14 protein-coding genes and 1 rRNA gene are annotated in these 21,234 nt (G+C 49.3%); 11 read left to right on the forward strand and 4 right to left on the reverse strand.

The window, feature by feature from the left end; all coding sequences use genetic code 11:
* Window positions 1-9 precede the first annotated feature (9 nt).
* Window positions 10-125: ribosomal RNA gene (gene rrf, locus ABD836_RS11390) — 5S ribosomal RNA — on the forward strand.
* A 333-nt stretch (window positions 126-458) separates the two neighbouring features.
* On the opposite strand, the gene ABD836_RS11395 is transcribed toward rrf, so the two are convergent.
* Entirely contained in the window at window positions 459-1,922 is a 1,464-nt protein-coding gene (locus tag ABD836_RS11395) for an NAD-dependent succinate-semialdehyde dehydrogenase (RefSeq protein WP_344935931.1), read from the reverse strand.
* A gap of 282 nt (window positions 1,923-2,204) precedes the next feature.
* On the opposite strand from ABD836_RS11395, the gene ABD836_RS11400 reads away from it, so the two are divergent.
* Window positions 2,205-3,881, forward strand: coding sequence for a serine/threonine protein kinase (locus tag ABD836_RS11400; RefSeq protein ID WP_344935933.1), 1,677 nt, complete (start codon window positions 2,205-2,207; stop codon window positions 3,879-3,881).
* Between the two features lie 98 nt (window positions 3,882-3,979).
* Entirely contained in the window at window positions 3,980-6,694 is a 2,715-nt protein-coding gene (locus ABD836_RS11405) for a TonB-dependent receptor domain-containing protein (protein WP_344935935.1), read from the forward strand.
* Window positions 6,695-6,743: 49 nt separating this feature from the next.
* Here the strand turns inward: ABD836_RS11405 and ABD836_RS11410 are convergent, their stop codons facing one another.
* Window positions 6,744-7,883 (reverse strand): tetratricopeptide repeat protein, encoded by a 1,140-nt coding sequence (locus ABD836_RS11410; protein ID WP_344935936.1) that lies wholly within the window; start codon window positions 7,881-7,883, stop codon window positions 6,744-6,746.
* A gap of 83 nt (window positions 7,884-7,966) precedes the next feature.
* Here ABD836_RS11410 and ABD836_RS11415 point away from each other — a divergent pair, with 83 nt between their 5' ends.
* Window positions 7,967-8,401 (forward strand): OsmC family protein, encoded by a 435-nt coding sequence (locus ABD836_RS11415; protein WP_344935938.1) that lies wholly within the window; start codon window positions 7,967-7,969, stop codon window positions 8,399-8,401.
* A 20-nt stretch (window positions 8,402-8,421) separates the two neighbouring features.
* Window positions 8,422-8,811, forward strand: coding sequence for a hypothetical protein (locus tag ABD836_RS11420; RefSeq protein WP_344935941.1), 390 nt, complete (start codon window positions 8,422-8,424; stop codon window positions 8,809-8,811).
* A gap of 177 nt (window positions 8,812-8,988) precedes the next feature.
* Here the strand turns inward: ABD836_RS11420 and ABD836_RS11425 are convergent, their stop codons facing one another.
* A complete protein-coding gene (locus tag ABD836_RS11425) occupies window positions 8,989-9,411 on the reverse strand; it encodes a cupredoxin domain-containing protein (RefSeq protein WP_344935943.1) in 423 nt (140 codons plus the stop codon).
* 209 nt (window positions 9,412-9,620) lie between these two features.
* Window positions 9,621-9,758 (reverse strand): hypothetical protein, encoded by a 138-nt coding sequence (locus ABD836_RS11430; protein WP_344935946.1) that lies wholly within the window; start codon window positions 9,756-9,758, stop codon window positions 9,621-9,623.
* Between the two features lie 70 nt (window positions 9,759-9,828).
* Between ABD836_RS11430 and ABD836_RS11435 the strand changes: the two genes are divergently transcribed.
* The 6 genes from ABD836_RS11435 (at window position 9,829) to ABD836_RS11460 (ending at window position 21,219) form a co-directional block, all read left to right on the forward strand.
* Window positions 9,829-10,665 (forward strand): helix-turn-helix domain-containing protein, encoded by an 837-nt coding sequence (locus ABD836_RS11435; RefSeq protein WP_344935949.1) that lies wholly within the window; start codon window positions 9,829-9,831, stop codon window positions 10,663-10,665.
* A gap of 131 nt (window positions 10,666-10,796) precedes the next feature.
* Window positions 10,797-13,331: a TonB-dependent receptor gene (locus ABD836_RS11440; protein WP_344935951.1), complete on the forward strand. Its 2,535-nt coding sequence runs from the start codon at window positions 10,797-10,799 to the stop codon at window positions 13,329-13,331.
* Between the two features lie 11 nt (window positions 13,332-13,342).
* Window positions 13,343-14,800: a M20 family peptidase gene (locus ABD836_RS11445; protein ID WP_344935952.1), complete on the forward strand. Its 1,458-nt coding sequence runs from the start codon at window positions 13,343-13,345 to the stop codon at window positions 14,798-14,800.
* A gap of 277 nt (window positions 14,801-15,077) precedes the next feature.
* Window positions 15,078-16,205: a thiolase family protein gene (locus ABD836_RS11450; protein WP_344935954.1), complete on the forward strand. Its 1,128-nt coding sequence runs from the start codon at window positions 15,078-15,080 to the stop codon at window positions 16,203-16,205.
* Window positions 16,206-16,749: 544 nt separating this feature from the next.
* The gene (locus ABD836_RS11455; protein WP_344935957.1) at window positions 16,750-19,194 is read left to right on the forward strand and encodes a penicillin acylase family protein; all 2,445 of its coding nucleotides are present in this window, start codon (window positions 16,750-16,752) and stop codon (window positions 19,192-19,194) included.
* A 78-nt stretch (window positions 19,195-19,272) separates the two neighbouring features.
* Entirely contained in the window at window positions 19,273-21,219 is a 1,947-nt protein-coding gene (locus tag ABD836_RS11460; protein WP_344935960.1) for an outer membrane protein assembly factor BamB family protein, read from the forward strand.
* The last annotated feature ends 15 nt before the right edge of the window (window positions 21,220-21,234 follow it).

Consider the following 21,234-nt stretch of genomic DNA (forward strand, 5'->3'; position numbering starts at 1 on the left):
GCCAGTTTGCCTGGCGACCATAGAGACATGGTACCACCTGATCCCATCCCGAACTCAGAAGTGAAACGTGTCATCGCCGATGGTAGTTTGGGGTTTCCCCATGCGAGAGTAGGTCATCGCCAGGCTTTAATTTAAAACCCGAGATTCAATAGAGTCTCGGGTTTTTTTATGGGTTACTGGAAGTGGGCTCCACCAGGCGATGGCCTGCGTAGGTCACAGCCAGAGCACTCGCCACGCACAATAAAGAATTGCAGGCTGTTTTGTTTTAGTTTTTAGATAGCCCGCGCTACCCCCAGCAGCCCTACGCTAGACGGGAGATGGAAGACGCAAAAAATAGAATCAACACCAAGTCTCCGATTCCCCGTCTCACGCAATATCCACTAAAAAGCCCCAGCAGGAGGACCTGCTGGGGCTTTTTAGCGTTTTCCGTCCCCCCGGCAAACGTCTCCCGGTAAAGATCAAATCCCACCAAGACACATGTATTTAATTTCCATATAGTCTTCTATGCCGTATTTAGAACCTTCGCGACCAAAACCTGACTCTTTTATACCGCCGAAAGGTGCCATCTCATTTGAAATTAGGCCTTCGTTAATACCGACGATGCCGTATTCGAGCGCTTCTCCAAACCGCCATACTCGACTGATGTCATTGGTATAGAAATAGGACGCGAGTCCAAATTCAGTGTTGTTAGCTGCAGCGAGTACTTCTTCCTCGGTATCAAAAATCGATACGGCAGCGACAGGGCCGAATATCTCGTCTTTGCTTATTTGCATATGCTTGTTAACACCGCTTATCAACGTCGGCGGGTAAAAACGGGTGTTATCACCAGCTGTAATGTCCATCTTGGCTAGGTATTCTAACTTTGCACCGTGTTCTAGGGCGTCATTTACTAATTCGGTGACTTTGGCGGCGGCTTTATTCGTTATCAACGGGCCGATGTTCACGCCGTCATCGCGGCCATTACCGGTATTAAGTGTTTCCATCGCGGAGACCAATTTCTCAATAAAAACATCATGGATATCGCGTTGTACATAGATTCGATTTGTACAAACACAGGTTTGTCCCGCATTACGGAATTTCGAACTCATTACACCTTTAATGGCCAATTCTAGATTGGCATCGTTAAATACAATAAAGGGTGCATTGCCGCCTAGCTCCATTGAAGTTTTTTTTACGCTTGTTGCGCATTGCGCTAATAGGACCTTACCTACTTGGGTCGAGCCTGTGAAACTCAGCTTGCTGACGAGTGGGCTACTTGTCAGCACGTGGCCTATCGCCGGCGCGTCGCTGCTGCAGACAACATTAAACACGCCGGCGGGAATGCCTGCTTCCTCGGCGAGTACCGCTAAGGCCAATGCGGATAAGGGGGTCTCTTGGGCGGGTTTGGCGACAAAAGTGCAGCCTGCTGCAAGCGCGGGCGCTGCCTTTCGGGCCAACATAGCATTGGGGAAGTTCCAAGGGGTAATCGATGCGACGACACCTATGGCTTGTTTTATTACGAATAGGCGCTGGGTGTTGTTGGGTGGCGCAATGATATCGCCGTAAACCCGTTTGGCCTCTTCGGCAAACCATTCTATGTAATTTGCGCCATAGGCAATTTCGCCTTTTGCTTCAGCGAGCGGCTTACCTTGCTCGGTGGTTAAGATTGTGGCGAGATCATCTTGATTTGCCATAATAAGGTCGAACCATCGGCGGAGGTATGCTGATCGTTCTTTAACCGTCAGTGCGGCCCAATCAGCTTGAGCAAGGTGAGCGGCCTTAATCGCTTCGGCAGCATTGATACTATTCAAGTCGGCTACGTCAATAATAGCCTCGCCTGTGGCGGGGTTGCCAACGCTGAAGGTGCGACCATCCGCAGCCGAATGCCATTCTCCACCAAAATAGGATTCACTTCTAAGTAGTTTGGGATTGCGAAGCTGCATAGCTTTTACCTTTGGTGTCGATTTACAAACAGTGCCACATCGTACTGCCCGCCAGTCACATATTCAATGTTGACGCTGAATGCCTCTTTCTCGTGGCATTGCTTATCATTATTATGAGGAAACTGAAAGCGCGAAATTCTTTAACTCACTGCAAATACCGAACTTCCTAATTTGTCACATAACTGAAATACATCTTTCATATATCTGTCACGGTATCTCCCTAACATACGCCTCATTACTAAAATCCTAGAAAACCTTAGAGTCTGTACCGGAGATAGTTTTATGAAAAAGATATTTGCATTAAGCACGATAGCTGCTGCCATGGTCCTGGCGGGCTGCGGTGGTGGTGATATTAATATCAACGCTCAAAATAACAGCACTACTACTGGTAGCGGTGGTGATACAGGTACTTCAAATAACTGCGCAAGTTACAGCAAATCTGGTACCACCTATCAGGGGACAGCTAGTGGTGTAAATTGCGTATATGGCACTGAATTTGTGAGCTTGGTTAACCCAATTGATATTGGCCCATCCAGCACAGTGGTTTTTGTTGATTTAGCCAACGACGGTGTGCATATATTCAACGACAGTTTGGTAGTTGGCCGTAACTACAGCAACGATACAGATCTTGCTGATGCGGGTATTACAGAAGGTGGTGATGGTTCAAAAATTCAAATTGAAGCCGGTGCGATTCTGGCCTTCAAATCTCAAGATGACTACATGGTAATCAACCGCGGTTCACAGGTTTTTGCTGAAGGTACCGCTTCCGCTCCGATTACAATTACTTCCGTGTCTGACGCTGTTGACAATACTGTTGGTGCTGAAGAAGTTCAGGCTTGGGGCGGCATGATCATCAATGGTTTTGGTCTGACTAATAAGTGCGAATATACCGGTAGTCCAGCGACTAATGATTTGGCGACAACAGCCTCAGGATGTCATGTTGCAGCGGAAGGCAAGGCTGGTGCCGGTCAGAGCCATTACGGCGGTGCTAACAACGCGGATAACTCCGGTAGCCTGAAGTACTTCATCGTTAAGCACACTGGTGCCCAAGTTGAAGAAGGTAATGAACTTAATGGTATTTCTTTTGATGCCGTAGGTTCCGGAACATCTGTTGATTTCCTGCAAGCCTATTCAACTTATGATGATGGAATTGAAATGTTTGGTGGTGCGGTAAATATTAGCCACTATATTGCAATGTATGTTCGTGATGATTCTATCGATATTGATGAAGGCTACAGCGGCACAGTTGACTACGCTTTGGTCATCCAATCTGAAACTGACGGTAACCACTGTGTGGAATCAGACGGTATTGGTAGTTATAGCAGTAAAGATCAAGCGACGATTGATGATTTTGTTGCTCGAGGCTTGAACTCGCGTGCGACAATCAAAAACCTGACTTGCATTATTTCATCTAACGATGGTCCAGCCGAAGCGATGGGTTTAGGTACTCATGATCCAGGCGCTGGCATGCGTATTCGTGAGGCACACTTCCCTATTATTCAAAATGCACTGATTACTACTGCATATCAGGGTGATGTGAAGTTAAACGATACCGATCACAACTACTGTGTACGTATTGAAAGTGACGAAGGTTTGCAAGCCGCTGTTGACGGTGATCTCGTTATTGAGAGCTCAATTATCGCCTGTTCAGATTTAACTAAAGGTGCTGATCTGCCAAACGGAAAAACTGAATTAGAGTTCTTAAATGAATCTAACCAGACGCTTGCTACTTTGGAAGCGGGTGAAGATCCTACTGCTGCGAGCAATGCGAATTTAGATATCCTTGATAGCTTTTACTCTTTACCAGTCTCGGAAATGAAAATTGGTGGTGCGGCACCAACAGTAGCGCCTATCGGTCGCGCGTTCTTCGGTGCTGTAGTGAAAGATGATGATTGGACTGCTGGCTGGGCGTACGGATTTGACCCCGCAAATCGCGGCCAGGCACTTTGGTTCGATTAAACGACACTACAGTTTCAGCTTAAGCCGTAAAACAGAGGGCGCCTTACGGCGCCCTTTCTGTTCAAACTCGATCAATTTATGCACGTGGGTCTTTTCTCATGAAAAAGAATGTAATTAAAAAAGGTGTGCTGCCCGCATTCACAGTTAGTGCACTTAGCCTTGCAATAAGTGCGGTGGCTCAAGAAGCGGGGTCTGATGGCTTTGCTCTGAGTAAGCCGATAGAAGAGGTTGTCGTTGTCGGACGCCTTAAAAGTAGCGCCGAAAATATTGTAATTGAACGACTAGAGCAAGAAGTTGCAATTGATTTTTTGAGTTCGGAAGCTATTGGCCGAGTTGGGGACTCAACCGTTGCTGCAGCACTGAGACGTGTGCCCGGTGTCACCTTGGTGGATGATAAATATGTGTTTGTTCGCGGTCTTGGCGAGCGTTATTCAAGCACACTGCTAAATGGTGCAGTGGTGCCATCGCCAGATCTATCGCGCAGTGTCATTCCTCTAGATATTTTTCCAACTTCAATTGTGGAATCTCTCGCAGTTCAGAAAGTACATTCAGCAAACATGCCTGCCGCTTTTGGTGGTGGTAGTGTTGATATTCGAACCAAAGGTATTCCAACCGACTTAGTGTTTAATATTGAAGTCGGAACAGGATTAAACACTGAATCCGACGGTGATTTTTTGAGTTACCAAGGCGGCGGTGATGATGCCTGGGGTACGGATGACGGAACCCGTAGCATGTCATCTGCTCTTGCCAAAGCGCTAAGCACTTACGGTGGTAGTTTAGACCGCAATGATATCTTGACCGAAATGCGCAAAACTAATGCTAATGCAACGATTGCTGATGCCGAAGCGGTAAACCGTCAGCTTGCAACTGAGCTTTATCGTAATATTGATATATATGAAGAGAGTGGTGATCCTGATGCTTCAGTAGAAGCGAATTTAGGGAATCGTTTTTATCTTGGTGATAACGAAGAGACTGAATTTGGATTTCTTGCCGGTGTAGCGTACGACTCTCAATGGCGTAGTAAGAAGAGTACTAGCCGCTCAGTTACTGAGTCGGAGGAGGTAGAAGTAAAAAATGAGACCACGCAAAATGTCTCATTAACCGCAAACCTTGGCTTTGGCCTGCGTTTAAACGAAGATCATTATATTGAAACCACGAGCTTATTTTTACGCAACACTGACGACAAAATATCAATAACAGATCAATACGATTTGGATAAACCTTTTTCTGTTGGTTCTGATTCGGATCGTGTATTTAAAATTCGCTATGAGCAGCGAGAGCTTGAAATCCATCAAATCCGTGGCGAACATAAATTAGGCGAAGCGAGCCGTGATTTATTTGGTGGTGAGTCATTAGAGTTTCTGGATGGGCTGGCATTCAACTGGTTTTATTCTGACAGTGAGTCGAGCACAGACATCCCCAACGAAATCTCTGTGCAAACAAACTATAGAGTTGGACCACCTGCGGTAACTACAGTGGTTCGAGATAGCTCCGCTGCAGATTATCGGTTTACGGAGCTGGACGATAAAGTAGATAGCTATGGCTGGGAATTAAAAATGCCTGTCACAACACGTGATTGGGCCTTTGAGGTATCCGGTGGTGGTGAATATTGGCAAAAAGCGCGCACATACCGGCAAATACAGTTCGGCCTTGGCAGTGTTGATGCGTCCAATGATGCTTTAACTGGCTCCTTGGGTACCGTATACAGCGATCAAAATATTTTAGATGACAGCTTAGGTTATCAAATAGCGCTAGCGGGTAGTAACTCAGAGAGCTATATCGCGGCTAACAAGGTTGATGCTTACTACGGTAAATTTGATGTTACTTGGCAGGACACTTGGCGCGTTGTGGCTGGCTTGCGTTATGAAGATTATCAACAAGTAGGCCTGACTTGGGATCCCCTCGATTTCACGGGTATCCCAGTTGTGACCTCGGAATCTGGTGGTCAAGAGGCTATTGCTCAAGAGTTACAAGACGCGGTGTTCACCAATGATGATACCTTTAAATCATTGGCGGCAACATATATGCGGCCGGGTTTCTTTGCAGAGGATTTCCAGCTTAGATTCGGTTATAGCGAGACAACCGTTAGGCCCGATTTGCGTGAGATATCCAAAGCCAGTTACTTTGACCCGATTACAGGTGCCCTGGTTTTTGGTAACCCTGATGTAACTCCTGCACAGTTTAAAAACTACGATCTTCGTGCGGAATGGTTTTTCAGCAATGGTGATAATTTAACTGCTTCGTTGTTCTATAAAGATATTACCGATCCCATTGAACAATTTCAGGCGGCTGCAGGCGACACTAATACTGCTGTTGAAATTATCAATGCAGAAAGCGCAACGATCACCGGTGTTGAATTTGAGTTTATGAAAGATCTTGGCGATCTCTCTACTCAACTAATGCCGTTCTTCTTGCAGGGTAACGTAACCATGCTGGATACAGAGCTGGTTGCCGGCTCAAAGGCCGACGCTCCAACGAATCCGACACGTGATTTAGTAGGTGCTTCAAAGTATTCTGCAAACCTGATCCTAGGCTACGATGCGCCAAATGAGCAACACTCTGCGACCTTGTCGTATAACGTGTTTGGCGAGCGTCTTTACTTCGCTGGTCGTAACGGTGAACCTGACGCTTACGAACAGCCATTTAACTCACTTGACGCGACCTATTCTTATTACCCAACTGAAGCGATTATCGTTAAATTGAAATTGAAAAATATTCTTGATGAAAGTCTGGAAATAGAACGCGATAACGTTGTGACGTATTCCGAAGAGGTTGGTCAGTCATTTAGTGCTAGTGTTCAATATCAATTTTAAGTTTAGCTTAGCTACTTCTAGGCGCCTTCGGGCGCCTTTTTTTTGCGCTTTAATCCGCATTGAGTTTTAATCTAGCTGCCTTTATCGCTTGTTTTCTCGCTCGGTTATCGTCGCCAAGGCGATGTAAAACCAGCGCAGAGAATTGATAAAAGCGATATTCATTCCGATCGAGTGAGATTGCTTGATTTATCGATTTTAAGGAATTTGAAAAATCACCTTGTTCAAATTCTGCCTTAGCTTTACTGTAATGCCAGAAGGGGTTTTTCTTCCTAAAACTATCGGCAGCTTTTTTGAGTAGGCGGGCTTGCTCAGAGTTCCCCATCTCGCTATATAAACGGCTTAAATTACTAATAGCAACCTGGTCATTTTTGTTCAGGTGTAAAGCTTGGCGGTAGGCAAGTTCAGCGTTTTCTTGTTGTCCTAAGCGACGAAAAAGCGTCCCTAAATTCCCCCAAATATGGCCAGCTTGTGGGTCCAGGTAGAGTGCCCTGCGGAAATAACGCATGGCTTGATCGGTTTTTCCTTGATTGAGGAATTCAGCGCCACGATTATTGTAGTGTTGGGCAGCTGCCTCCTGTTCACTAAGGCGATGCTGTTGATGGTGATACTCGTAGTTATCAACACTGAGGTCGACAACTTCTTGGCCATCGTTACCAAAGTCGACCACAATGTTTATGTGTTTATAAAACACCATGCTATTGTCGCTGATCATATCCCAGCTAGGTGGAATACTTACTTCATTGTAGTAAGCGTCTAAATTGGCTTCTCGCGCCAGTGCAATAAATAGCGAACTGAGTGACAGGCAATTGCCTTTGCGGGCATAAAACGTCTCAGTTGCGTTAAGGGTAATACCGGGATCGTATGTTAAGCCTAGTTGAGATGGTCTTATTAGGCTGTCTAATAAGTAGCTCAGTCGCGCTCTAGGACTCAGGGCCGCGGGTACGTTCTCTTGAACGAAATAGCGCATATCAGGATCTATAGCGAGTATATTTTCTTCTGGTGAGAATTCGAATCTCGCTTCCGCACCGCCGCTATCTAACAGAGCCTTAACAGCTTGAGCTGAAGGCGGAATTATTTGCACGCTGTTTGTTGCCTGGGTGTTTGCACAGCCGGTGCTCAGGATTAATAGGCCGCTGCTTATAATGGCAAATGCAATGGCAGGTTTAGGGTGTTTTATTCGCATGAACATATTTCACATCTGTTTATTATTCCGCGCTACAAGAGTAATTTAACACGGTGTTCAGTTAAATACCGCGATAATGAGGAAAAGCCATGAATCAATTACCACATCTTTATTCAGTCAGTGTAGCAGCAAGTCCTGAAGGCTCACTTCGTGCATTCGCCGATCATTTGCCAGAAATTAAAGTGAATGCCCCTGTGCAGTTTGATGGCCCTGGCGATCAATGGTCTCCAGAAGAGCTCTTGATGGCTGCAGCCGCAAATTGCTTTGTGCTGTCTTTTCGTACGGTCGCGGGTATCGCTAAGTTGGACTGGGTATCAATTGAGTGTAGTAGTAGCGGTGAGTTGGATAAAGTCGAGCGGAGTATGGTGTTTACCAAAATGACTAATAAGGTCAGATTGGTTGTTGCAGATCCAGTCAGCAAGTCAAAGGCTGAAACGTTGCTGCGTAAGGCGGAGGCAATATGTATTGTGAGTAATTCGCTTTCTGCAGATAAATTCCTCGAACTAGAAGTGCTTAGCAAGTAAGCAGCCGACGGGCCTATGGTATGAGAGCAATAGCACAATATTTAGCCACAATGCAGAGCGGTAAAATAGTATTGTGGTGTTATTTGATTTGGTATTTAACTACGGTGTATTTCCATTTTGATCCGGCACCGCAAATCTGGATAAATGCTTTGGGCATTAGCGCCATTATTGGCTTTGCACTCATGCTTAGCGTGAGCGCTGGTGGTGGATTCTGGCAGAATTTCCGTTTGTTTATGATGCCATTCGGCGTTTCAAGTTTTTCGGCTTTAATCAAGGGGAAAAGCTTCGTGTTTATCTTTTCGCCTGTGCTGAATGAGTTGTTTGTGTCGGCTTCCTTATGTGTAGGCTTTGTGGCGATAGTGTTGCTATTTCGACACAAGTACCGCGCTGTTAACGTAGGAATGAAATAAGCTCTGGTGTTATGCGAAATTTCCTAGAATCTCGTTCGCAAAGCAAGCAATCTACGGTCTGTTTTCGGCGTGGCGGTGATTGTTGCCTTCGATGAAAGCATGAGTGCCGGAGCACCGATGATTATAGCCTCGATTTGTTCGAGGCCGGCTTGGTTCGTGACATCGCTTGGTCAAGGCCTAGGGTCGTGGGCTAACTTCCAGTACTGCCAGCTCGCCATGGGCATGGTGTAGCTCTAAGCCAAAGCGGCCTGAGTGGCTTGCGGTAAAGAGCAATTTAGCGGGTTCGCCGGGAATAAGCTGTAATGTGTGGTCGTAGCCGTGAAGATGGAGTTCATCGCGTTGGTCGGAGGTTACGGTGATTATGATTTCGCTGCCTTGGCTAAGTTGAATACGCTTGGGCCCAGAGGTCAGTACGCCGCTCTCAATAATTAGCTCAATGGCTATTGGCTTATTTGCGGGGAGTGATTCTGTGTTTGCTGCATCGTTCTCTGCCGAAATGCCCTGAACGATCGACGGTTGTGGGGTAGGCTTCAGTACGATGAAAAGCAGTGCTAGCGCGCCGGCGGAAATAAGGATAAAAAGGATTGCCCGAAAATTCATGCATAGCTCCGTAGTATGGGGTTGCGGCAATTATTGATTTTTGAAATCGCGATTGTGATTATACGACGTTCACTAACGCCGCAATCGTAATATTGACTAATTTCGGGCATTTTGGCTATGGTCACGGGCTAGTCATTATGGGGCGGCGGCGCTGAGGTGTTATTGTAGACTCGTAGCTCCTATATCGTTTCCCTGCTGATTGGCGCCTATTAATCCTGTGGACTCGGCAGTGCGCCGCCCGTTTTTTCGGTGGCTTCGTAACGCGGGGGTGCAATGGTGGTTAAACTGCGGCGCTGCGCAGAGGTTGGGGTATCAAGGTAAGCGGTTCCAACTGCTAAAATACTCAACTGGAACTATCTCTATTCTTGGTCATTTTAATACACGAATTTATGGGTCAAAACGCGGGCATGATTTTAAATGCAGAGTAAGAGTACAAAATCAGTCTTTGGCCGATTCTTAAAATTTTGGCGCGGCGTACACAGTGTCAGTCAAGAAGAGTTGGCAGGGCGCTTAGGCAGTTCGCCGCGCCATATCAGTAGATTGGAAAACGGCAGTAGTCGGGCGAGCGAAAACTTGGTGCTGGATATTGCTCGGGTACTAAACTTGGGTAAACGCGATTTAAATCACCTGCTAATCGCGGCGGGCTTTGCGCCCAACGAGCAGCGTGTTGACTTTAACGCGCCTGAAATGAAGTGGTTGCGCAAAGCAATGACAATGCACCTACGTACACTTGACCCCTATCCGGCGGCGGTGGTAGACGGCTCTGTTAATATTCTTATGGTTAATCGTGGCTGGGTAAAGTTTTATGGAGACCTTGTCGACTCTAGGGAATTAGCATCGGCGAGCAATTTTTACGACTTTATCTTTGCGCAAGGTGGCGGCGAGAGCGCCGTTGGTAATTGGGCGGATACGCTCTCGGCTATTTTAATGTCGATTCAGCAGTCTGCGTTGCTTACTGGTGATGAAGGCGCTGATAGGGCTTTAACACGCTTGCAATCCTATCCTTGTGTGCCAGCAGATTGGCGTCAGCGCGCCGCGCATACCGAACCGATGGCCAGTTTTAGAGTGCAAATTAATATTGCAGGAGAGTTAAAACGATTCTTCAGTGTTGGCACCATGGCCGGCGCATTGGGGCCTAGCGCGTTTGCCTCCCAGCCGCAGCTTAGCATTATCACCCTCTACCCTGAGGACGAAGAACATGATTTTGCGTTGCAAACCGACGAGCCCCTGAGCCACCCGCTGCTGTTTTCTTAATCGAGCGATGTACTTCCGAATTGGGCGCAGTTGCCTTTAGAGTTCGAATGTAATCCATGAGAACATTGGTTAATTCTTCGTAACACGCTAGGATAAGCCCTGCTAATAATAATTCCGTAGAGGGACTTTCCATGTCACTGTCTATACAGCGTTGCTTGCTGGGTTTATCGGCGTTATCGCCATTGCTGCTTGGATCCCCGGTACTGCACGCCGAGCCTCAGGGGGCGCCCCGCGTAAAAGGCGTGCTCGAAGAAGTCGTTGTCACGGCCCGGCGCCGCGAAGAGAGCCTGCAAGAAACGCCATTGGCAGTCACTGCCCTAGGCTCAGATTATTTGGACGCCATGGGTGTTAACTCCATTGCCGATGTCGAAACACTAAGCCCTAGCTTGCAGTTTTCACAAACTAATTATAAAGCGCCCGCTATCTTTATTCGGGGCATTGGTCAGCGCTCGGGGAACCCGGTGTTGGATCCCGGCGTGGGTATTTATTTAAATGGCGTTTATGTACCGCGCTCTGATGCCCAGCTTCTCGATGCCGTGGATGTCGCCAATATCCAAGTGCTGCGCGGGCCACAGGGAACGCTGTTCGGCAAGAATAATATTGGCGGCGCGCTGCTGGTGGATTCTAAACGACCGCATATCGACGCGCTGGAATTATCGGGGCGGTTTTCCCTTGGTAGCTATGGCCGTAAAGACGCTAAATTGAACGCCAATGTGCCATGGGCGGGCGATGCGATAAGCACGCGCTTGGCCCTGAGCTCTAAGCGCAGCGACGGCTATATTGATAATGTAAGCTCGAGCCACAACTTATTTGACGAAGACCGGCTTGCATTTTCACAGCGCACTATTTGGGATGTTAACGATAGTCTTGAGGTCGACTTTTTTAGTTTTTTTAGCCGTATAGACGAGCGGGGCACGCCCTATAACTGTCAGTTCCAGAACAGCGGCGCTATATTGACTCAGGGTGTATACCGGGGCGACGGTGGCGAGAATTTACAGTCTGCATGTGATGCGAGTACCGCGCTGGCAGATCAGTTTGCGGTAAGTCAGAACGACGATGATGCGGTCTACGCCATCGACAATCAAATGCATGCGCTAACTCTACGCTTACCGGTTTTTGGCTTTGATCTTGAAAGCATCAGTAGTTTTGCTTTCCAAGATAATATTCGCATCAGTGGCGACTCCGACGGCACCGCGGTGCGCAGTGTAGGTGTTGGTGCTAACGCTGGAATCATCGTGTTTGAGGGCGGTGGAATGACCGCGCCGGAAGCTGAACGTAATCAATTTACTCAAGAATTGAAGTTCAATGGCAGCTTGTTTGACGACGCTTTAAATCTTACCTTTGGGGTGTTTTACGCGCGGGAAGAATTGACGAACACATTGGATGGCACCGACGTTGGCGATAATGGCTTGGTGGGTATTCCTGGCAGTGCGGTCGCTGATTTACCGGTACCAGTGCCCTCGGATTTATTGCTACCCGTGCAGGCAAATACCGCCTCGGTAGCTGATTATGAAAATGAAACTAAGGCCGTTTTTGCCCAGGCGACGTGGGACGCCAACGACTGGCTACAGCTTACCTTGGGGTTGCGCTATACCGAGGAAGAGCGCAGTAGTGTGCACACCATGGTCGTGCCAGATTACGATGAATACGCGAATCGCCTCAATGCACAGATTGGTAGTGATCTGGCCATTCTTGCGCCGGTTGTTCACCTTATGGACGGCATTTATAGCCCGGTCAGCCGTGCACAGTATTTGGCTTATCAAGCGCCCGAAGTGCCTTTAGTCTTCTTACCATCGATTTCTGGCAGCACGACATTCTCGGAATTTACGCCGTTATTCACCGTTAATATGATCGCACCGGATGAGTTTGCCAATCGTTTAAACCTGGACAGTCTAATTGCCTATGTTACGGTGAGTGACGGTTTTAAATCGGGTGGTCTCGATGTGCGTTCGACCCAAACTGGCTCAAATATCCAGCAATTTGAACCAGAGCAAGTGCGTAATACTGAACTTGGGGTGAAAATTGATGCCCTTGATCAACGTCTGCGATTCAATATGGCGGTCTACCAGCTGGACTATACCGATCTGCAAGTAGCACTCTACGAGCGCGGTAATACCAATACCGAGGTGGTGCAGTTTACCGGCAATGCGGGTAAAGCCGTGGTCGACGGTTTTGAAGTTGAGTTAACGGCATTGTTGGGTAACTGGACGGTGAATGCCAATGCCGGCTACACCGACGGTGATTTTATTGAATACGATTTGGGAACCAATACGGCCGATGGTTTCGCGATCGTTGACCGCAGCGATGAAGCTTTCCCTCAAGTTCCGCAGAATGTTCGCGGCATGGTCGTGCAGTATGACTGGCCGACCGAGTTCGGTTTATTGGTGCCAAGCCTGCAGTACTACTATTCCGACGAAATATTTATTGGCACAGACTATCTTAGCGGAAATTACGAAAGTTCGTTTATTGATCAGTACGAAACCTACAATGCCCGCTTGATGTGGGATGTTAGTGAACAGCTTAATATCAGTGCTTATATCAATAACCTAAAAGACACGCCGTATTTTGTTGGTGGTATTGCGGTGACGAGTGTCATTGGCGTGGCCAATCGTGTGCCGGGCGCACCGCGTCACCTTGGTGTTGAAGTGAGCTATCAATTTAAGTAAGGGAATACGGTATGAAAAAGCTATTGGGCTGGATGCTGCTGCTAGTATTGCTATTGTGCGCGGTATTAGTCGTGCGGGGCATACAATTTGGGGGCGATTTGCCGCAGGCTGAATCGGTGGCCAGTATCGACTGGGATGAGGCGCGCGCGCTTGAAAGTATAAGTGCCGCGCTGCAAATACCGACTATTTCGCGAGGAAAGCATATCGCCGTCGACACTGAGGCATTTGCTGCTTTTCATGCCTTTTTAAGGCAGCGTTATCCCCTTGTTTTTTCGCAGTTAGAGGTCGAGGTCCTTGCTGGTCAGTCGTTGCTGCTGCATTGGCAGGGCAGTGGTAAGCAGTTGCCGGTGATGTTTCTAGCGCATCAAGATGTGGTGCCGGTATTAGCCGGAAGTGAAAGTGAATGGAGCCACCCACCTTTTGCTGGGGTTGTTGCCGACGGTTATATTTGGGGTCGCGGCGCGCTTGACGACAAGGGCAGTTTAATCAGTTTGTTAGAAGCCGCTGAGCGCTTATTGGCCGAAGGCTTTGTGCCGGAGCGCTCAATTTATTTTGGTTTTGGTCACGACGAAGAAGACGGCGGTGACGGCGCTAAGGCAATGGCTAAGGCGCTGGCTGATCGCGGTGTGCGCTTGGATTTTTTATTGGACGAAGGCGGCTTTGTTACCAAGGGCTTGGTACCGGGCGTGGACGGTCGGGTAGCGCTTATTGGACCGGCAGAAAAAGGTTATACCAGTTTAAAAATTAGCGCCCAGGGCATAGGCGGGCACGCTTCGATGCCACCTAGGCATACGGCCTTGGGCTTGGTCGCACGGGCGATTAATCGCCTAGAAAATAACCCCTTTCCGGCAGACCTCAGTTTTACAAAAGACACCATTATGGGCTTAGGTTCAGCCGCGCCCTTTGTACAAAGAGTGGTCTTTGCAAATTTGTGGTTATTCGGTCCCTTAGCAGAGAAGATGTTGGCGGCGATGCCAACGACGGATGCGGCAATTCGCACCACTACGGCGGCGACCATGATGAGTGCCGGAGAGAAAGACAATGTGCTGCCACAGAGCGCCGAGGCCGTGGTTAATTTCAGAATATTACCCGGCGACACGGTGGAGTCTGTGCTCCAGCGCGTACGTGATGTTATCGATGACCCTCTGGTCTCGGTATCCTTATACAGTGATTTTTCAAATAACCCCTCTAAAGTTGCGTCGCTTGATTCGCCGGGGTTTAGTGTACTTAGTCAGATTATTCGGCAGCTGCGTCCAGATACACTCGTTGCCCCACGCTTAGTGGTTGGTGCAACCGACGCCCGCCATTATGAGGCGATTAGCAATGCCAGTTATCGCTTTCTTGGCCTAGAAGTGGGACCTGATGAGCTGGCGGGTATGCACGGAACAAATGAGCGCGTGTCCATCGAAAGCTTTATCGATTCGGCGCACATGTATTATTTGTTATTGCGGCGCTCTGCAGACTTATAGCTGTATTGATCCTGTGTCGGCGGCGGCAGGCGCGATCCTGCAGGCCACCGGCTTATTCTTGCTGGGTCATGGTTCGTAATGAACCTGCCCCGGGCTATTTCGGCGCCATGGCCACCACTCTCTTCCTCTGTCGGTCCTATGGTATTATTGCCTCCTACAGTAACTATATTCCTCCGCTTGGGCGAGACTCGAGAGATGATGGGAATAAGATTACTCGATATTGACCACTAAATTATCGCTAGCCAAATTTATTAAATCCAAGAGACAGGACGTAGTCATGACATTTATCTATTCAGCTAAACGGACAGCGCTGGGCGGCTTAAACGGCCAGTTTGTGAAATCGAGCGCGCCAGAATTGGGTGCCACGGCCATTAAAGCGGCCTGCGAAGGCTTTGATGTCGCGGAGCGAATTGATGAAGTGCTCATGGGCAACGTTATATCGGCAGGAATTGGTCAAGCCCCGGCCCGTCAAGCTGCGCTAAAAGCCGGTTTGAGTGAAGCGACTCCCAGTGTCACGGTAAGCAAGGTTTGTGGTTCCGGCATGCAGGCCATTATGAGCGGTATGGATCAAATCAAGGCGGGTAGTAGCAAGCTGGTGATCGCCGGCGGTATGGAGAGTATGAGTTTGGCGCCTTACCTTATGGATCGCGCTCGGCAAGGTTATCGCCTAGGTCACGGCCAGCTTCGCGACGCCATGTTTGTCGACGGTCTTGAAGACGCCTACTCTGGCAAGCTTATGGGGTTGGTTGCTGAACAGGTAGCCGCTGAACACAGTTTTAGTCGAGAAGAGCTAGATGACTATGCGTTGTTGTCTTTAGAGCGCGCGCTCGCAGCGCAAAAGTCGGGTGCTTTTGTCAACGAAATAGCGGCGCACGACGGTCAGGCCGATGACGAACAACCCGGTAATGCTCGCCCAGATAAAATTCGCCAGCTGCGTCCGGCTTTCTCTAAAGAAGGCGTGATCACTGCCGCTAATGCGAGCTCAATTTCTGACGGTGCCGCGGCGCTGCTCATTGGCACTGGCTTAGACGCCGAGCCAATGGCAAAAATTGTTGCCTATTCACGTCACGCCGGCGCCCCGGAGCAATTCCCCATTGCACCGGTGTATGCCGTTGAAAAATTGATGAAGAGCATCGGTTGGAGTGTCGCGGATGTCGACTTGTTTGAGTTGAACGAGGCCTTTGCCATGGTTGCCCTGTTGCCCCATAAATTATTGGGCGTGCCCTTAGATAAAATTAATGTAAATGGCGGCGCCTGCGCCTTAGGCCACCCGCTGGGCTGCTCCGGCGCGCGTATTGTTGTTACCTTAATTCATGCACTACGTAATCGCGGTTTGAAACGAGGCATTGCCAGCCTGTGTATTGGTGGCGGTGAAGCCACTGCGCTTGCCATCGAATTGGTCTAATCTTCAGGGCGGTGCCGCTCGGTGCCGCTCGGTGCCGCCGGTTTTATGTCTGCTTTCGGCATGTGTTAATACCAACACCCCAGTCAATCCTGACAATTTTACGCTAGGGGTTACTCTGCGCCTACATAGATGCATCGTGCGCAGAGAGCTTCTAATTGAGCGCTTGTGAAACTGTTGTAAGTCGCGGCTAAGCGTATGGGGTAGATTAATGGGGCTTAACTCATGAACTTGAAAGTGAATACATTGATTTTTCCTATCGGCCAACGGAAAGTCTCAGGCTGAATGTCGATTCGATTCGATTCTTGGTATTAGGTTACTTTATCGTTATCATGTGCAATTGCGGGCCTCATCTTGCCGGTACACTAACGCATGTGTATTGAGCTGATGAGCGTAAATCATTTTTAATAATAGATTCCGCGACTGATTTTAGCGCTCATACTGTGGCGACGACGTGACTCTTGAGTGTTGTAGCAAACTCAAGGGCGGCCAAGTCGAACAAATAATGTATCCGTCGCAGCCTTAAAAAAATTAGATGGATGTTCAAATGATAAATCGCAGTGTATACATTGTTGCCGCGGGCCTATTCTTGTCGGCGTGTGGCGGAAGCAGTTCAACGTCGTCTGCCGCGCCGGATACAATCTCTGATGGTAGTGTTTACCAGGCAACAATACGGCGCGGCGAGCTCGGTATGGTGCACGTTACCGCCAGCGACTATACCGGTATTGGCTACGGCTATAGCTATGCCTTTGCTGAGGACAATATCTGCACAATTGCCGATGTCTATGTAACGGTATCGGGCGAACGCTCTAAATATTTCGGCCCCGATGCCAGCTGGGATATGGTCGGCAATGGCACTACCAATAACAATTTAAATTCAGATTTCTTTTTTAAGCTAATTAATGCCGAACAGCGGGTCGAGAAGCTAATGGCGCAGGCGCCGCCACTGGGGCCACTGCCCGAGGCGAGGGACTTGGTAAAGGGCTATGTTGCCGGTTATAACCGTTATCTGCGAGATGTTGGTGTAGCAAATTTACCAGATCCGGCGTGCCGTGGCGCAGAGTGGGTAAGGCCGATTACCGAACTAGACGTTTATCGTCGCTTCTATCAGCTCGCGCTACTAGGCAGCTCAGCGGTGGCCATAGACGGTATTGGCAGCGCGCAACCGCCGGGGCCAGACTCATTGACTGCAAGTATGGCTAGCCCAGCCTTGATTGCCGAGCAGCTGGGTCAAGCGTGGGAGGGCATTCAGATTGGCAGTAACGCCATTGCGCTCGGCTCTGAGGCGACTGCAAATGGTAAGGGTATGCTGCTGGGTAATCCCCATTTCCCGTGGGATGGTGCAGAGCGTTTCCACCAGGCTCATATGACCATTCCGGGCACTTTGGATACCACTGGCTCGGCCTTGTTTGGGGTGCCGATGATACTCATTGGCCATACCGAGAATATGGCGTGGAGCCACACGGTCTCGTCGGCATGGCGCTTCACGCCCTATCAGTTGACTCTAGTGCCGGGTGATCCGACCTCGTATTTGGTGGATGGCCAGCCCGAGGCGATGGTCGCTCAACCCTTAAATGTTGAATTGCCTGACGGCTCCTTGGCATCCCGCACACTTTATTCAACACGCTGGGGCCCAATGTTAAACGAGATATTGGGTTTGCCCGTATTCCCGTGGACACCCGCAGTGGCGTTTGCGCTGGGCGACGCCAATGCACTTAATTTTCGCTACTTAAACCATTTTGTTGAAACCAATCGCGCCCAAAGTGTTCGGGAATTGTTGGCGATTATGGAGCGCAATCAAGGCATTCCTTGGGTCAATACGATTGCTGCTGACAGCAGTGGTGAAGCCTTGTATGCCGATATTTCAGTGACGCCAAATGTGTCCAATGAAAAAGCGCTGGAGTGCGCTTCACCGCTAGGTTTGGTGACGGCGAATACCTTGGGCCTGCCGGTGCTTGACGGCTCCCGCGCGGCCTGTGCCTGGGACGATGACGCAGATGCGGTGCAGCCCGGTATTATTGGCCCCGACAATATGCCGTCGCTAATTCGCCGTGATTATGTCACAAACTCAAATGACAGCTATTGGTTGGCGAACCCAGATGAGCCACTAGAAGGTTTCTTTCGCATCATTGGTGACGAACGCACTGAGCGCCGGATGCGAACTCGGATTGGTTTATTGATGACAAAACAGCGGATCGACGGCAGTGACGGCTTGTCGGGAGCGAAGTTCAGCCGCCAGCAGTTGCAAGAACTGCTTTTTAATAATCGTCATATGGCGGCGGAATTGTGGCTGGATGATTTACTGCAGTTGTGTGCGGTGACGCCCGGTATGATTGGTGCTGGAGGCCCGGTACAAACTACTGAAGCCTGTGCTGTCCTGGCGAATTGGACGCGTCGTGACGATCTCGATGCGCCCGGCGCGCTATTATTTAGGCGCTTTGTTGCCAATCTGTTTATTAGCGATGTGCCTACGGGTACTGCTGCGAGTAGCTTCGGGTTTGCAGACGTTTGGACAACGCCTTTTGACGTTAACGATCCAGTAAACACGCCTAGCGGATTGAATATCGCAAACCCGCATGTGCAGTACGCACTGGCGTCGGCGATCAGTGATTTACAAGGTAATAATATCCCCTTGGATGCAAGCTTGCGCCAATATGTTACGGAGTCGCGCGGTGAGGTGAAAATCCCAATTCATGGCGGTCCGGGCAGCTACGGCTTATTCAATGCTATGAGCAGTACCTGGAGTAATTCAGAGGAAGGCTATAACGACGTGGTTCACGGCGCGAGCTTTGTGCAGGTAGTCTCTTTTGATAACGATGACTGCCCAGACACGCAAACTATTTTGACTTACTCTCAGTCGGCCAATAGCGAATCACCGTATTTTGCCGATCAAACTCAAATGTACTCGCGCAAGGAGTGGGTGGCGGGGCGCTTCTGCGAAGCAGCTGTTGTTGCCGATGCGTCATTGTCGACGATTGAAATTAGTGAGTAAGCGCTAAAACGACGCTGTGGTTTAATCGCTGCAGCGTCGCGTACAAGCGCGCTCACATACAATAATAACGAGGCGACTATGAGTCGGCGCATTTTTTTATTTCTCATCGTTATCATCGGCATTGCTGTTGGTGCAACGCGTCCCAGTGTGCAGGCGTGGCTTATGCAGAGCGGTGAGGCATGGGTATTGCGCAATGCCGATCACTTGCCCTTGGCGCGGGCGGGTGAATACCTCTTTGATCAAAACTGTGCCAGCTGCCATGACGACCCCGCAATGCATGCCCCGACGCGCGAGTCGCTGGCGATGCTAGCCAAAGAAGATCTCATGATTGCCATGGAATTTGGCAAAATGCAGCCGATGGCCGCGCATTTAAGCAAACAAAAGCGGGGTTTGATCGCCCACTATCTGGCAGGCAGTGCAACTAATCAGTACGACTGGATTGCCGCTGCGATGTGTGAATCCAATCAGACTTATGGCGACAGGCCCGCAGTGTCAAACTGGGGCTTGGGATTAGAAAATCGCCGTTATGTGTCGCCTCAGCAAAGCAATATTGACGCGAGCAGTGTTGCTAGCCTTGATCTGGAGTGGAGCTTTGGCTTTCCGCGGGTCAGTGATATGCGTTCGCAAATTGCTGTTATTGGCGACCGCCTATTTGTTGGCGATAAGGCGGGAAAACTTTTTGTTTTAAATCGCCACAGTGGCTGCGTTATTGCTCACACTAAAATGATCAGCGGTATTCGTTCGGCAATCACCGTGGCAACCTTGAGTGATTCGCGAAAATTGCTGATTTTTGCTGATTCACTGGCGACGGTTTACGCCCTTGATCCCGATACGTTGGCGATCGTCTGGCAGCGTTCTGCGCGCCTAAATGATTACTCGGTGATTTCGGGATCGATTAGTTTTTATGACGACCGTGTGTTTGTGCCGATCTCCTTATTTGAAGTTGCCGCCGCCGGCAGTCCCGCGCATATTTGTTGTACTTCGCACGGCGGTGTTATGGCGCTGGCGGCAGACAGCGGTAAAAAGCTGTGGACGTGGCATGCCACCCCAGAGGCAATTTTGCAGGGGGTAAATAGGGCAGGGCAAGATCGCTTCGGGCCTTCGGGTGCTGCAGTTTGGTCAACGCCCACCATTGATGTACAGCGTAATCGCTTATATGTAGGTACCGGTGAGAACCTCAGTGCACCGGCAACCGATACCAGTGACGCGGTTGTTGCGCTGGATTTAGACAGTGGCGATTTGCTGTGGAAGTTTCAGGCTACCGCCGGTGATATTTGGAATGCCGCGTGTTTGAACGGTGGTGCTAACTGCCCAGATAATCCGGGGCAAGACTTCGATTTTGGTGCCTCTATCATTCTCGCGGATGTCGGTAGCAAGCAACTGCTGTTGGCAGGTCAAAAATCAGGCGAAGTGTTTGCGCTAGATCCCGATGGCACTGATCAGGAACGGGTGGTGTGGCGTAAGCGCCTTAGCCAAGGTACGAGTAATGGCGGCATTCACTGGGGTATGGCGCTGGCCGGTGAAGCACTTTATGTGCCCATTGCTGATCCAGAGCGTGAGTTAGCGGCTTATACACCCAAGCCGGGCCTGCATGCACTGGATGTGAAAAATGGTGAGACACTTTGGCAATATTCGGCGAAGCGCAATTGCGAATTTGATTACAGTAAACGTCCCTTGGTTGGTTTAGAAAATAATCGTTCCGCGACAAAAACAGATCCTGCCGAGCTCTATAAATGCAGTTTTTACTATGGCCTGTCAGCGGCTGTAACGGCTACTGAAGAGCTGGTGTTTAGCGGCGGTTTGGATGGCACCATTCGCGCGTTTGATCGCGCCACTGGTGAAATATTGTGGTCAGACAACACTGCGGTGCCGATTGATAGCTCAAACGGCCTTGCCGCGCACGGCGGCGCCATCGATGTGGCCGGACAGGTGGTGGCGGGCGAATGGCTTTACGTGCTTTCAGGCTACAGTATGTTTGGACAGCTGCCAGGCAATGTCTTGTTGGCCTATAAAATTAAAAAATAATAATTATTGCGGTCA

Source organism: Zhongshania borealis, from assembly GCF_039539625.1.
Taxonomy (GTDB): Bacteria; Pseudomonadota; Gammaproteobacteria; order Pseudomonadales; family Spongiibacteraceae; genus Spongiibacter; species Spongiibacter borealis.

Excerpts from the sequence above, each read along its gene's own strand:
- ABD836_RS11395 (WP_344935931.1), bottom strand. The coding sequence starts at position 1,922 with ATGCAGCTTCGCAATCCCAAACTACTTAGAAGTGAATCCTATTTTGGT.
- ABD836_RS11400 (WP_344935933.1), top strand. The coding sequence starts at position 2,205 with ATGAAAAAGATATTTGCATTAAGCACGATAGCTGCTGCCATGGTCCTG.
- ABD836_RS11405 (WP_344935935.1), top strand. The coding sequence starts at position 3,980 with ATGAAAAAGAATGTAATTAAAAAAGGTGTGCTGCCCGCATTCACAGTT.
- ABD836_RS11410 (WP_344935936.1), bottom strand. The coding sequence starts at position 7,883 with ATGTTCATGCGAATAAAACACCCTAAACCTGCCATTGCATTTGCCATT.
- ABD836_RS11415 (WP_344935938.1), top strand. The coding sequence starts at position 7,967 with ATGAATCAATTACCACATCTTTATTCAGTCAGTGTAGCAGCAAGTCCT.
- ABD836_RS11420 (WP_344935941.1), top strand. The coding sequence starts at position 8,422 with ATGAGAGCAATAGCACAATATTTAGCCACAATGCAGAGCGGTAAAATA.
- ABD836_RS11425 (WP_344935943.1), bottom strand. The coding sequence starts at position 9,411 with ATGAATTTTCGGGCAATCCTTTTTATCCTTATTTCCGCCGGCGCGCTA.
- ABD836_RS11435 (WP_344935949.1), top strand. The coding sequence starts at position 9,829 with ATGCAGAGTAAGAGTACAAAATCAGTCTTTGGCCGATTCTTAAAATTT.
- ABD836_RS11440 (WP_344935951.1), top strand. The coding sequence starts at position 10,797 with ATGTCACTGTCTATACAGCGTTGCTTGCTGGGTTTATCGGCGTTATCG.
- ABD836_RS11445 (WP_344935952.1), top strand. The coding sequence starts at position 13,343 with ATGAAAAAGCTATTGGGCTGGATGCTGCTGCTAGTATTGCTATTGTGC.
- ABD836_RS11450 (WP_344935954.1), top strand. The coding sequence starts at position 15,078 with ATGACATTTATCTATTCAGCTAAACGGACAGCGCTGGGCGGCTTAAAC.
- ABD836_RS11455 (WP_344935957.1), top strand. The coding sequence starts at position 16,750 with ATGATAAATCGCAGTGTATACATTGTTGCCGCGGGCCTATTCTTGTCG.
- ABD836_RS11460 (WP_344935960.1), top strand. The coding sequence starts at position 19,273 with ATGAGTCGGCGCATTTTTTTATTTCTCATCGTTATCATCGGCATTGCT.